The organism is Phocaeicola massiliensis B84634 = Timone 84634 = DSM 17679 = JCM 13223 (assembly GCF_000382445.1).
In the GTDB taxonomy this organism is placed as follows: Bacteria; Bacteroidota; Bacteroidia; order Bacteroidales; family Bacteroidaceae; genus Phocaeicola; species Phocaeicola massiliensis.
Genome location: NZ_KB905472.1, coordinates 41,961 through 55,716, shown reverse-complemented (window position 1 = coordinate 55,716; position 13,756 = coordinate 41,961). Strand labels below are relative to the sequence as shown.

The 13,756-nt window shown below is 43.5% G+C and carries 15 protein-coding genes; 13 read left to right on the top strand and 2 right to left on the bottom strand.

Annotated elements, in window-relative coordinates; all coding sequences use genetic code 11:
* Positions 1–411 precede the first annotated feature (411 nt).
* From HMPREF1534_RS20215 to HMPREF1534_RS18580, 13 genes are all read left to right on the top strand, one after another.
* Positions 412–558 (top strand): hypothetical protein, encoded by a 147-nt coding sequence (locus HMPREF1534_RS20215; RefSeq protein WP_005935500.1) that lies wholly within the window; start codon positions 412–414, stop codon positions 556–558.
* 7 nt (positions 559–565) lie between these two features.
* A complete protein-coding gene (locus tag HMPREF1534_RS18525) occupies positions 566–1,162 on the top strand; it encodes a hypothetical protein (protein WP_005935498.1) in 597 nt (198 codons plus the stop codon).
* Positions 1,163–1,241: 79 nt separating this feature from the next.
* On the top strand, positions 1,242–2,729 hold the full coding sequence (locus HMPREF1534_RS18530) for an alpha-L-fucosidase (RefSeq protein ID WP_005935495.1): 1,488 nt from the start codon (positions 1,242–1,244) through the stop codon (positions 2,727–2,729).
* 137 nt (positions 2,730–2,866) lie between these two features.
* Positions 2,867–3,964 carry a DNA polymerase IV gene (gene dinB / locus HMPREF1534_RS18535; RefSeq protein ID WP_005935493.1) on the top strand — a complete coding sequence of 366 codons (1,098 nt, stop codon included), beginning with the start codon at positions 2,867–2,869 and terminating at the stop codon, positions 3,962–3,964.
* Positions 3,965–4,086: 122 nt separating this feature from the next.
* The gene (gene gpmA / locus HMPREF1534_RS18540; RefSeq protein ID WP_005935490.1) at positions 4,087–4,833 is read left to right on the top strand and encodes a 2,3-diphosphoglycerate-dependent phosphoglycerate mutase; all 747 of its coding nucleotides are present in this window, start codon (positions 4,087–4,089) and stop codon (positions 4,831–4,833) included.
* A gap of 24 nt (positions 4,834–4,857) precedes the next feature.
* Positions 4,858–5,910 carry a class I fructose-bisphosphate aldolase gene (locus HMPREF1534_RS18545; RefSeq protein WP_005935487.1) on the top strand — a complete coding sequence of 351 codons (1,053 nt, stop codon included), beginning with the start codon at positions 4,858–4,860 and terminating at the stop codon, positions 5,908–5,910.
* 203 nt (positions 5,911–6,113) lie between these two features.
* Positions 6,114–7,340, top strand: coding sequence for a 3-phosphoshikimate 1-carboxyvinyltransferase (locus HMPREF1534_RS18550; protein ID WP_005935483.1), 1,227 nt, complete (start codon positions 6,114–6,116; stop codon positions 7,338–7,340).
* 4 nt (positions 7,341–7,344) lie between these two features.
* Positions 7,345–7,764: a hypothetical protein gene (locus HMPREF1534_RS18555; RefSeq protein ID WP_005935479.1), complete on the top strand. Its 420-nt coding sequence runs from the start codon at positions 7,345–7,347 to the stop codon at positions 7,762–7,764.
* Positions 7,765–7,816: 52 nt separating this feature from the next.
* Positions 7,817–8,641 carry a metal ABC transporter permease gene (locus HMPREF1534_RS18560; RefSeq protein ID WP_005935476.1) on the top strand — a complete coding sequence of 275 codons (825 nt, stop codon included), beginning with the start codon at positions 7,817–7,819 and terminating at the stop codon, positions 8,639–8,641.
* 29 nt (positions 8,642–8,670) lie between these two features.
* Positions 8,671–9,096, top strand: coding sequence for a tRNA (adenosine(37)-N6)-threonylcarbamoyltransferase complex ATPase subunit type 1 TsaE (tsaE, locus tag HMPREF1534_RS18565; protein ID WP_005935472.1), 426 nt, complete (start codon positions 8,671–8,673; stop codon positions 9,094–9,096).
* A gap of 267 nt (positions 9,097–9,363) precedes the next feature.
* Positions 9,364–9,585 (top strand): immunity 17 family protein, encoded by a 222-nt coding sequence (locus HMPREF1534_RS18570; protein WP_018452168.1) that lies wholly within the window; start codon positions 9,364–9,366, stop codon positions 9,583–9,585.
* Positions 9,582–10,472 carry a LytTR family DNA-binding domain-containing protein gene (locus HMPREF1534_RS18575; protein ID WP_005935466.1) on the top strand — a complete coding sequence of 297 codons (891 nt, stop codon included), beginning with the start codon at positions 9,582–9,584 and terminating at the stop codon, positions 10,470–10,472. The genes HMPREF1534_RS18570 and HMPREF1534_RS18575 overlap by 4 nt, the downstream gene beginning before the upstream one ends.
* 153 nt (positions 10,473–10,625) lie before the next feature.
* Positions 10,626–12,920 carry an outer membrane beta-barrel protein gene (locus HMPREF1534_RS18580; RefSeq protein ID WP_005935464.1) on the top strand — a complete coding sequence of 765 codons (2,295 nt, stop codon included), beginning with the start codon at positions 10,626–10,628 and terminating at the stop codon, positions 12,918–12,920.
* A 144-nt stretch (positions 12,921–13,064) separates the two neighbouring features.
* Here HMPREF1534_RS18580 and HMPREF1534_RS18585 read toward each other — a convergent pair whose 3' ends face one another.
* Both HMPREF1534_RS18585 and trxA read right to left on the bottom strand, forming a co-directional pair.
* The gene (locus HMPREF1534_RS18585; protein ID WP_005935458.1) at positions 13,065–13,400 is read right to left on the bottom strand and encodes a hypothetical protein; all 336 of its coding nucleotides are present in this window, start codon (positions 13,398–13,400) and stop codon (positions 13,065–13,067) included.
* A gap of 37 nt (positions 13,401–13,437) precedes the next feature.
* Positions 13,438–13,752: a thioredoxin gene (gene trxA / locus HMPREF1534_RS18590; RefSeq protein WP_005935455.1), complete on the bottom strand. Its 315-nt coding sequence runs from the start codon at positions 13,750–13,752 to the stop codon at positions 13,438–13,440.
* Positions 13,753–13,756 lie beyond the last annotated feature (4 nt).

Genomic DNA, 13,756 nt, shown 5'->3' with positions numbered 1-13,756 from the left:
CGATAAAATTGTCGTAGCGGAAAATAGAATGGTTACCTTTTAAACGGAAGATTATTACAGTCTCCGACGGCAGACTGTACAGTCTACTGCAATGGACTGTACGGTCTACAGTAGCGGACTATACAGTCCACTGCCGAAGACTGTAGTAATCTGACGGACAGAAAGGCATAATCGAAAGGATGAAAACGCTTACTCCGACTAATGGAACGACTTAGAGAGTTCCAAACGCCATGTATTCCAGCTTCGGGCAAACTCTTCAAAAAAACAGAAAGTTTTTAATCTAAATAAGACAATATTTCCTTAAATAGCTATATCTTTGTTTTATCCTCTCTTAACCTAAAAAACAGCAATATAACTAACCGGAAAGGGATCAGAATACTGATGAAAAAATGTGGCATCTCCCAAAAAGAAATGCTTCATATACTCGAAACACACGAAGTAGTTTATTCCGACGCTGCAGGTGTAATTCTTGTGGATGAAGACAGCCTGATTTGCGCTCAAGCAACTGACTCAAAAGGACTCGCCGGTAAATGTTCTGCAAAAAGCGCTTCGCTCTAAGAAAAAATTGAAAACGGACAGCACAACAAGAGGCCTTACACAAAAACTGAGCAAACAGGTTATAGCCGTCAACGAGATTGTCAGTCATGCACTGAGCATGTTGCTCGGAGAAAACGAACGTAAAGTATTCCTTGCGTTTGCCAACCAAACCGATATATATACTATTGCCCGGCTAATGTCAGTGAATGAAAGCACCGTCCTTGTCATATTGGAAAGTGCCATTACAAAACTTAACAAACAGTTCCACTCTTGGATTCACAATTTAGCCTCGAAATACGAAGACAGCTGTTATCGCAACCAACTATTGACAGCCCAACTCGAACGCTATACAAAAGTAGTCGACTTGTACAAGCAAATCGTAAAGGTATATAAAGATCAAAAAAGATGTGACGAAGAGCGTATAAAAACATTTCAAAGCATATTCGAACAAATGGAGAAGATATGGGGAGGGCAGGAACACACAAACCCATTCTTTCCGACAGAGTGGATGAGTGCGTTGACAAACAAACTCGTGGCAATGAAATCCCATGTGATACATTTTTTCCATCCGGCAAAAGATAAGGTAAACAGTCCGGCAAATAAACAAGACCAAAAGAAGAGCTGATTTTTCTTATTATATATTAGCCTATTTAGCAAGAAAGATATACTTTTGGGAAACAAAACAAAATAGAATATTTAGTTACATGAAAGCACACAAGTTTATCTTCTTTTTCACACTGCTATTTGCAACAGTGTGTACATACGCTCAGGAAATCACCCCTTCGGATACTCCGAATGAGACTCAAAAAGCCATGCTGAAACGTGGATACGGAATGTTTATACATTTTGGAGTGAACACGTTTTCGGGAGACGAATGGTCGGACGGCACTGTCCCCGTCAGCGCCTACAACCCGACCCGGTTGGACTGCGACCAATGGGTACGGGTGGCCAGAGATGCCGGTTTCCGCTATGTTCTGCTCATCACCAAGCATCACGACGGGTTCTGCCTGTGGGACAGCAAATATACCGACTACGATGTGGCTTCCTCACCCGTCAAGACAGATGTGGTGGGTGAAGTATCCAAAGCCTGCAAAAAATACGGTCTGCAATTTGCCATCTATTATTCATTGTGGGACCGCCACGAACCCTTATACAAAGGGAAAGATTTTGGCAAATACATTGACTATATGCAGAATCAACTGACCGAACTGCTGACCCATTACGGACCGGTGCAGGAAATATGGTTCGACGGAGGATGGGACAAGAAACCGGAAGAGTGGCAATTGCCCCGCATTTACTCACATATCAAGAAATTGCAACCCACATGTGCCGTAGGAGTCAATCACACCATTGTCCTGAAAGAAGGAGAACGCAAATTCGCACTCCCCGACTCCATGATTGTGGACAATAAATACACGTTCCAATACTTTCCAAGCGATTTCCGTTTATGGGACCCTAAAATTGCCCACAAAGCCGATAAAAAGCAATATTTGCATCAAGGCAAATCTTATTATCTGCCTTTTGAACATACCCTTTGCCTGAGCAAAGCATGGAACTGGTTCCAAAAGTCATCCATTATGCCTGTCCGCGATTTGGATGAACTGGAAGAACTGTTTTATTGGTGTACCGACAATGACAATACACTGGTGGTAAACATTCCGCCCGACCAAACCGGACGCATACGCGAACATGAAGCCAACACCATTATCGGACTAAACAAACGGTTAGGTATTAAAAAAGGGAAGCCTTTACCGCGCAACGGAAAGTTTATTTCACTGAACAGCAACGTAACTGCCTCTTCCACCTATGGCAATGACGAGGACAAATATGGTGCACAGTTTGCCACAGACGGAGGTATGCAAACCCGATGGGCAGCCGCTGACACGGTAGCGACATTGAGCCTGACGCTGGACGAAAAAGAGCCTTTCAATAAAATCAGCATCTTTGAATATTGCGACGTCAAAAACGGAGCGGACGGTTTCTCCAACTACAGAACGAACCGCATCAAGGACTATCAGATAGAAATATGGAAAGACGGGGAGTGGGAAACTATTTACCGTTCGGATGTGCCCATGGGCGACTGTAAGGTCATTCATTTCCCTTACAGTTACCGCACTTCACAAATACGCCTGAACATATTGAAAGCATCTGCACCGCCATCCATTTACGAATTCAATGTCATTTATAAATGATGGAGAAAATCCGGTAAATGTACGTTGCCGAATACACAATATCATAAAGAAGAAGCACTATTAAAACAGTAGTTCTTCCGTGTCTTTCCCTTAAATTACAGATATATTTTTCTACCTTTGCCACGCAAAGTCAAAATATGTCCGAACGTAAGATCATACATATCGATATGGATGCCTTTTATGCTTCCGTCGAACAGAGAGACAATCCGGAACTACGGGGGAAGCCGTTGGCTGTGGGCCATGCGGAAGAACGGGGCGTAGTGGCTGCCGCCAGTTACGAGGCACGCCGCTATGGAGTGCGTTCGGCCATGTCGTCCCAAAAGGCAAAAAGACTGTGTCCGCAATTGATATTCGTGCACGGCAGAATGGATGTATATAAAGAAGTATCGCGTCGGATACACGAAATCTTCCACACCTATACCGATATCATCGAGCCTCTTTCGCTGGATGAAGCTTTTCTGGATGTGACGGAAAACAAGACCGACATCCCTTTGGCGGTCGACATTGCCAAAGAAATAAAGAAGCAAATACGCGAAGAATTGGGACTGATAGCTTCGGCAGGTGTGTCATACAATAAATTCCTGGCTAAAGTGGCTTCCGACTATCGCAAGCCCGACGGACTGTGCACCATCCACCCCGACCAGGCTTTGGAATTCATCTCCCGGCTGCCCATCGAATCTTTTTGGGGAGTAGGGCCTGTCACCGCCCGAAGGATGCATTCCATCGGCATACATAGCGGCAGGGAATTACAGACCTGTACCCTTGAAATGCTGACACGCCAATTCGGTAAAGCCGGACAACTTTATTACGACTTTGCCCGGGGAATAGACCTGCGCCCCGTAGAAGCTGTACGCATCCGAAAATCCGTGGGGTGTGAACATACATTGGAAAAAGATATTTCCATCCCTTCGTCTGCCATCATTGAACTTTACCATGTGACCACCGAACTGGTGGAACGTCTCAAGCGCAACGACTTTGCCGGCAATACACTGACGCTGAAAATCAAATTCCACGACTTCAGCCAAATCACGCGCAGCATCACCCGACCGCATGAACTGCATACCCTCGACAAGATACTGCCGCTCGCCAAACAACTGTTGAAAGAAGTAGACTATTCCAATCATCCCATCCGCCTCATCGGTCTGTCCGTATCCAACCCCAAGGAAGAGAGAGAAGGGACGGTGGAAAAGGAAAGATGGGAGCAACTCTCCTTTGAATTTAGTGACCGGGAGTAAACAAATCGTTCTCCGCCATTGTTAAATTCATAATCAGTAGGTATTGATTATGAAAATAATGGCAAGTAACTTTGCCGATATCAGCCATACGATTTTAAGGTAGCAAGAAAGGAGAACCGAATATGAAAAGAATAGTATTACTCCGGCACGGAGAAAGTACATGGAATAAAGAAAACCGATTCACCGGCTGGACGGATGTGGACTTGACGGAGAAAGGAATAGCCGATGCCCACAAAGCCGGCGAACTGATGAAGGAAGAGGGATTCCACTTTGACAAGGCGTATACGTCTTTCCTGAAAAGGGCTGTCAAGACACTCAACTGTGTGCTCGACAAAATGGACTTGGATTGGATTCCCATAGAAAAAAGCTGGCGCCTGAACGAAAAGCATTATGGCTCGCTGCAGGGTTTGAATAAGAGTGAGACAGCTTCTAAATACGGAGAAGAACAAGTCCTGATATGGCGCCGCAGTTTTGATGTGGCACCGCATGCATTGGAAGAAAGCGATTCGCGCAATCCTATCCGCGAGCCCCGCTACAAGAAGGTTCCCGACTGCGACTTGCCCCGCACCGAGTCTTTGAAAGATACCATCGAACGCATTCTGCCTTATTGGAAGTGTATTATCTTCCCCACTCTGACAACGGAAGACGAACTGTTGGTGGTGGCTCACGGCAACAGCCTGAGAGGTATCATTAAATATCTGAAAAACATTCCCGATGAAGAGATTGTACACCTCAACCTCCCGACTGCCGTTCCTTATGTCTTTGAATTTGATGATAAATTGAATCTGAAGAATGACTATTTTCTGGGAGATCCGGAAGAGATAAAGAAGCTAATGGAAGCAGTGGCCAATCAGGGAAAAAAGAAATAACCAAACTTTAACAACAATTACTTTATGAATAAAATAATAGATTTACTTGGCAACCGGGCCGAATATTACCTGGGCCATACTTGTAAAACAATAGATAAGTCACTCATCCATGTGCCTTCGGCCGATACCATCGACAAGGTGTGGATTAATTCGGACAGAAATATCCGCACGCTGAACAGCCTGCAAACTTTATTGGGACACGGACGACTGGCCAACACCGGATATGTTTCCATCCTCCCTGTAGACCAGGGTATCGAACATTCTGCCGGAGCTTCATTCGCTCCGAATCCTCTTTATTTCGATCCTGAGAATATCGTCAAACTGGCCATTGAAGGCGGATGCAACGGAGTTGCCTCCACTTTCGGAGTTTTGGGCGCGGTAGCTCGCAAATACGCCCATAAAATTCCGTTTATCGTCAAACTGAACCACAATGAACTGCTGACCTATCCCACGTCCTACGACCAAGTGATGTTCGGTACGGTCAAGGAAGCATGGAATATGGGAGCGGTAGCTGTAGGCGCCACTATTTATTTCGGATCTGAACAAAGCCGCCGCCAGTTGGTCGAAATAGCCGAAGCATTCGAATATGCACACAAACTGGGTATGGCCACCATTTTATGGTGTTATCTCCGCAATAATGACTTTAAGAAAGACGGTGTGGACTATCATGCGGCAGCCGACCTCACAGGGCAGGCCAACCACTTGGGAGTCACCATCAAAGCGGACATTGTCAAGCAGAAACTTCCGGTCAACAATGGCGGATTCACAGCTATCAAGTTCGGCAAAACCAGCGATAAAGTTTATACAGAACTGACTTCCGAACATCCCATCGACCTCTGCCGTTATCAGGTAGCCAACGGATATATGGGACGTGTAGGGCTGATTAACTCCGGTGGAGAATCACATGGAAGTTCCGACCTGAAAGATGCGGTCATCACGGCCATTGTGAACAAACGCGCCGGAGGCATGGGACTTATCAGCGGTCGCAAAGCGTTCCAGAAACCAATGAATGAAGGAGTAGAACTGCTTCACACCATTCAGGATGTTTACCTGGATACCGGCATTACTATAGCTTAACTTTACTATAAATTATCAGCATGGGAGCTTTGTGAAAAGCATTATACTGACGGGCGGAATCTTTCCGCCCGATTTTCTTGCTCCATCCCGCTCCGGTTCCCCTTCTCCTTAAAAGAACATTCTTTTTATCCTCCAACGTATCAAGTATTAAGATAATATTCCTAACTTTGCACTCCGATACACATTATTATATATAAGGTATGATGCAAATAAAAGTAACGGCACCCGCTAAGATACATACAACTATCCAATTACCCTCTTCCAAGAGTATCAGTAACCGTGCACTTATCATCAATGCATTAGGCAACGGAACACACCATCCCGAAAACTTATCGGACTGCGATGATACCCGGGTAATGATACGCGCTTTGAACGATGACAAAGAAACCATCGACATTATGGCTGCCGGAACAGCCATGCGCTTTCTCACTGCCTATTTATCGGTGACACCCGGCACACGAATCATCACCGGAACGGAGCGTATGCAGCAACGTCCGATACAAGTGCTGGTCAACGCTTTACGCGAATTGGGTGCAGATATAGAATATGTAGCCAATGACGGCTTCCCCCCATTACGCATCACAGGGCGGGAATTAAGAAAAGACACTATCAGTCTGCCCGGCAACGTAAGTTCCCAATATATTTCCGCTTTATTAATGATAGCCCCCGTTTTGACAAACGGACTGACCATCCGGTTGACAGGCGATATCATCTCACGCCCCTACATCAACCTGACTTTGCAACTGATGAACGATTTCGGTGTCCGTGCGGAATGGACAGACGACCACCGGCTCAAGGTAGAGCCGCAAGCCTACCATTCCACTCCTTTCTATGTGGAAAGTGACTGGAGTGCCGCATCTTACTGGTATCAGATAGTAGCCTTGTCGAAAGAAGCGGAAGTCACGCTGCCCGGACTTTTCAAGGACAGCTATCAGGGTGACAGCCAAGTAGCCGGAATATTCCGCTCACTGGGAGTAGAAACCATATACAAAGACAAAACCGTCATTTTGAAAAAGAATGGCAAAAGTGTGGAAAGACTGGATTACGACTTTATCAACCAACCCGACCTGGCACAAACATTTGTTGTGACTTGTGCGTTACTAAATATCCCTTTCCGCTTCTCCGGCCTGCAAAGTTTGAAAATCAAAGAAACAGACCGCATGGCTGCACTGATAACGGAAATGAAGAAACTGGGGTATATACTCCATGAAACTGACGGCTCTGTTCTCTCATGGGAAGGAGAAAGATGCACGACCGAAGAACATCCTGCCATCGACACGTATGAAGACCATCGCATGGCAATGGCATTTGCCCCTACCTGTCTGGCATTACCCGAAATATTAATAAACAATCCTCAAGTAGTCTCCAAATCCTATCCCCGCTATTGGGAAGATTTGAGACAAGCAGGTTTCATAATAAAGGAGGTATAAAAACATGTGGATACTCATTATCGGATTAATCGTCCTGACCGCCATTGCCATGGCAGTAGGCTATGCACGAAACAAAAAGATTCAAAAGAAGATAGAAAGCGGTGAACTGCAGGCTGCGCCCGAAATAGTGGAAGCGGATGCCGAATGTTGCGGACAACATGAAATATGCGAAAAAGAAAGTCTGCTGGCCGCCGTAAGCAAAAAGGTAGAATATTATGACGACGAGGAATTAGACCGCTTCCGCGGACATTCTTCCGACGGATACAGTGAAGAAGAAATTGAAGAGTTTCGCGAGGTGATGTATACCTGCAAGGAAGACGAAGTGGCGGGATGGAGCCGCAGTTTACAGCTTCGGGGTATCGAATTGCCGGACGAATTGAAAGACGAACTGTTCCTGATAGTAGGAGAACGGAGATTCAAATAATCCCCTTCCCCACAGAATCGCCCCGACAGAAAAAGTTAATAAACAAACCCAAATGGATATATTAGAACTTTTACATTATACTTTCTTCCGGCATGCCCTGTTGGGAAGTTTGTTTGCCAGCATTGCCTGCGGCATCATAGGTACCTACATTGTGACACGCCGTCTGGTGTTCATCAGCGGTGGCATCACTCATGCCTCCTTCGGCGGTATCGGGCTGGGGCTGTATGCCGGTATCTCCCCTCTTCTGTCGGCTGCCGTATTTTCCGTTTTGTCTGCTTTCGGAGTAGAGTGGCTGAGCAAGCGAAAAGATATGCGCGAAGATTCCGCCATTGCCGTCTTCTGGACATTCGGCATGGCAGTAGGTATCATTTTCAGTTTCCTTGCACCGGGTTTCACCCCCGACCTTTCGGCTTTTCTTTTTGGTAATATCCTTACCATCACGCCGACAGATATCTGGATGCTGGCTACCCTTTCGGTCTTATTGATACTATTTTTCACCCTCTTCTTAAATCCTATTATCTATATAGCATTCGACCGCGAGTTTGCCCGTTCGCAACGCATTCCCGTCGCCATCTTTGAGTATCTGCTGATGATGTTCATCGCACTTACCATCGTCTCCTGTCTGCGCATGGTGGGCATTGTCCTTGCCATCTCACTGCTGACGTTGCCACAGATGACCGCCAACCTGTTCACTCACAGTTTCAAGCGCATCATTTGGCTTTCCATCGCTATCGGATACATCGGCTGCCTGGGAGGACTGGTCATTTCTTATAAACTACAAGTTCCTTCAGGAGCCGCCATCATATTTTTCTCTATTCTGGTGTATGCACTTTGCAAAGTGGGGAAAAGCATTTATCTTTGCAGACATACCCGATAAATAATAAAGAAGTTAAAACAAACAATCATATGGAAATCAAAATCAATTCTTTAGACTCTATCCACGAAGCTGCCCGACAGTTTATCGCAGCCATGGGAGACAACACCGTTTTCGCTTTCTATGGAAAGATGGGGGCCGGTAAAACGACATTCATCAAAGCTGTATGTGAAGAACTGGGAGTAACCGATGTCATCAACTCGCCTACATTTGCCATCGTCAACGAATATCGTTCGGAAGAGGCAGGCGAACTGATTTACCATTTTGACTTTTACCGTATCAAGAAACTGGAAGAAGTATATGATATGGGGTATGAAGATTATTTTTACAGCGGTGCGCTTTGCTTTATCGAATGGCCGGAGTTGATAGAAGACGTTTTGCCGGGCGATGCCGTGAAAGTTTATATCGATGAGCTGGAAGACGGAAGCCGCAAAATCCATTTTGAAACAGCAGAATAAAAAAGCTCCTTCGGGAAGCAGATAAAGCTAAAGATAATTATCATCTCGTCGGGGGGGGGGGTATGTCAAAACGTGGACAATGCTGTCATTTAGTTCGTAGGGGCGAGGTTCGCTCGCCCGGAAACAGTTTGCTTTGGGTCTTCGGGCAGGCAAACCCTGCCCCTACAGCTGGCGATGGGATAGACCGGTTTAGTTTTGACACACTCCCATGACAGAGTTCATAATAAGGAACCATGTGTTCCTTACTTACAATGACACTATACAAAAATGGGAATGCATTATATTATACAAGGAATATTCGTATTGGTAGGTTTACTTGCCATCCTAGCTTCCTTACTCAACTGGGAATGGTTTTTCACCGCACATAATACACAATTTATTGTCCACAACGTAGGCCGCCAACGTGCACGCTTATTTTACGCTTTATTAGGACTGATGATGATAGCCACCGGCGTTTACTTCTTCCTCAATGTACAAGGTATCGTATGATAAAGTTAAAGAAATACCTGAACCGCCCTACCTATGCAGTAGATAGACCATGGACACTTGCATTACTGAATGCCACCACCATAGGATTGATTCTTGCTATTTTCGAACCTTTTCATTATAGATTAAACAGTATCATTCAATTTGGAGTATTATGTGTTTTTATCGGGCTTACATTCATTGCTTCCGTTCTAGGATTCGTTGTAGCGCCTAAACTGTTCAAGCGTTTTTATGTTCCTGAACAATGGACTATAAAGAAAAACATCATACACTGCTTCTCCTTCTTATTGTTCATGGGAGTCTGCACCTTTATCTACGACCATTATTTTCTCATTAAAGCCAATTTTTGGGATGATTTGGGGACACCCGAATTCTACAAGATACTTTGCATTGATATGCTTGCGGCATTCACTATCGGTGCAATTCCACTTATTTTTGGTCTTTTCATTGTAGAAAACAATGCCTTGAAACGTAACTTGTTGGAAGCACAAAAGCTGAACAAAGCGCTTTCCGAACGACATAAAGACGAAAAAGGAAGCAATGAAATGATTACTCTTTCAGGAGAGACAAAAGACTCCGTCACCCTGTTGCCCCAAAATATTTTCTATATGGAAGCATCTGGGAATTATGTCGATATTTATTATAAAGAAGAAGGGAAAGAGAAACACAAACTTCTACGATCCACCATTAAACAGATGGAAGAAACAATGCAGCCTTTCGAATACTTCGTCCGTTGCCACCGAGCCTACATTGTCAATATTAATCATATCATACATATCAGTGGGAATGCGCAAGGTTATCGTTTAAACCTAACCGAAACAACCGAAGAGATTCCTGTATCCCGTACTTACCTGAAGAATCTGAAAAAGCTGAAAGATATTATAAACTAGCAGTAAAGACCTTGTCTTTTATCCCAAAAACATGGGATAGAACACATCAATAAGTGTTTTATCACTAAACATTGACGTATATCCCTCTTATTTGCCCTATTTCTTGTCCACTCTTACTTTTGCTGGAAATAAATCACGAAAATTATCAGCAAAATGAAAAAGAATGTAATTAAAGGAACAAGTATTTGTGTACTATTATTCTTGGTAACAGCAACCAATCTCATGGCTCAGCATATCTGTGGCACAGTAACAGATATGCAAAATCAACCGATAGGATTCGCCAATATCGTTTTATTATCAGCCCGCGATTCTTCATTCATTCAAGGAAGTATCAGCCAAGAAGACGGCAGTTTCGAAATAATTGCCCCATCTCCGAACACATATATAATAAAGGTATCTTCCATAGGATATCAAACCACATATCAAAAGACCCAAAACAGCAAAAAAGAACACATAGTTTTGTCCAATGACACGTTTATATTAGAAGGAGTGGTCATTACCGCCAAACGTCCCGACTATCAAATAAAAGACGGCAACCTTGTTACCCGCATTGAAAATAGCCTTTTAAGTAAATCGGGAACAGGGAATGATGTACTGAAACACATTCCGGGCATACAAGAAAAAGAAGGAAAATTCACAGTATTTGGTAAGGGCACACCAATTATCTACATCAATGGCAGAGAAATACGTGACCTTTCCGAACTTGACCGGTTAAGTTCAACAGAAATTCGACAAGTGGAAGTCGTCACGAATCCGGGAGCAAGATATAAAGCAGATGCAAAAGCAGTAATCCGTATTAAAACAGTAAGACAAAGCGGTGACGGAATAGGAATTGACATCCGTTCCACTTGGGGACAGTCTGAAAACAGCAGACTGAATGAGCAGTTAAACCTGAACTACCGACATAACAGCCTTGATATTTTTGGAACTTTCCAATATATACACAATGAATATTTACTCACCCGCCGCGTCACCCAAGATATTTTTGTCGATACCTTATGGCAGCAAAAAAATATCATGAAAGAAGCTTCCCTATACAACAATTATAAAGGAGAGTTAGGAATGAATTACCAAATCAATAACAATCAATCTGTAGGTATCCGTTATTCACTGTATGCTTCCCCTAAAGATAAAGTGTGGTATAAAGCAGAAAGTGAGATTCTTGCCAATGGAGATTATTATGACCACTTATTGAGTAGTAGCAACAGTGTAACAGTAAAAAAGCCGTCACAACAAATAAATGCATATTATTCAGCTACCTTCGGCCAACTGACTATTGACTTCAATGCCGATGCACTATGGAGTAAAGTAAGAACCACAAACGAAATAGAGGAAACCAGTCACAAACAGGCAAGCCGCATGATACAATCAACAAATAAAGCAGACAACAAACTTTATGCAGGAAAATTGCTTTTCAGCTATCCTATAGCTGAAGGTACATTCTCATTTGGTTCCGAATATACCCATACCCACCGTTATGACCTATTTGCCAACCCACAGGAAATACTTCCTACTACTGATAACCATATTAAAGAAACTCATACCGGATTCTTTGCGGAATACAACCGTTTCATAAAAATCGCATACCTGAATATTGGATTACGTTATGAACATATATCTTCGGAGCACTCCTATAGCAACTTCTTCCCTAATATCTCGTTAGCTACACAAATAGGCAAATTTCAAACCCAACTAAGCTATACTACTAAAATCAAACGCCCTTTCTACAACCAGCTATCCAGTAATATGAGATATATGAACCGATTTACCTATATGAGTGGTAACCCAGATTTAAAACCTGAAACAATCCATGACCTCACCTTATCCGGCAGCTACAAATGGCTACAGTTTATGATAAGCTACCAACGCGAGAAAGATGCAATTCTCTATATTACAGAACAATACAAAAAGAATCCCGCTATTACCACCGTTACCCACCGTAACTTCAACCGTATAGATAATTTCTCTGCATTCCTGACTGCTTCCCCTGCAGTCGGCAGCTGGCACCCCCAACTCACAGTAGGTGTACAAAAACAATGGGCAAAAATAGAGCATAACGGAGAAACACTTCAAATGGATACCCCCTTATTCTTCTGTACACTCAACAACGGCATCCAACTGCCATATCATTGGACTCTAAGTACAGACATAAACTTCCAAAGTAAAGGGGATTATCAGAATATCTATATGTATCAAAATGTATTCATGATGAACGCCACACTCACCAAATCGTTTCTCAACGAGCACTTATCCATTCATTTACAAGGTATAGACCTGACTCATGGCCGCAAGGACGGTAACCGAATTTATAATAAACACATGAATATGGATGTAGCCAACGTTTCTGACAGTCGTGAACTTCGTTTCACTATCCGTTACAAATTCAATACGGCAAAGAGCAAATACAAAGGGAAAGGAGCTGCAGCAGAAGAAATAAAACGATTATAATATACAGAATGGAGGTGTGTCAAAATTCCCTTTTTATCGAAATCACCCTCGCTACAACTACCTGTGGCGAGGGTGATTTTTAGTTTATGAGAGTTTCGACACACCCTCATTCACTTTTTTATTGTTCTATCAAAAAGGCAAGTATCAGTCTACTTGTCCCAAAGAATTTCCATATTCCATTTCACCCTGCACCACGAAGAACACATCATCGGCTTCATAAGGGCCCATACCGTCATTCGCAGCTTCTTTGACTACGTAATTCACGATTTCATCCTGATCGATGTTAATGTATCCTTCCGCATCCGGCTCTACATCCAGACAACCACTGGTGGTGTAATAGTCAACAATCACGTCGAGGATGTAATACAAATCATCATCCGTGAACTTGTTCTTCAATTCCTGAGGCAGATAGTTTTTGATAAATTCTATCGTTTTTGCATCATCCTCATCTTCCAATAAGAAATCGTCTTCAATTCCCATAGCCATAATGTATTAAAGAGGTGAATATTCTTTTTGATTAAAGTAAAGCTTTCAGCTTTTCTTCCAATTCTGCTTTAGTAACTGCACCGACAGTCTTGTCCTGCACCTTGCCATCCTTAATGAAAAGAACAGTAGGAATGTTGCGTACACCAAAGCGACCTGTCAATTCATCATTGTCATCAACATCACATTTACCGACAACCACCTGATCTTTGTACTGTTCAGCCAAAGCTTCAACATCCGGAGCAATCTTTTTACAAGGTCCACACCATGTTGCCCAAAAGTCAACTACCATCGGTTTTCCTGCATTCAGCAATTCATCAAAATTGCTATCTTTAATTTCTAGTGCCATAATT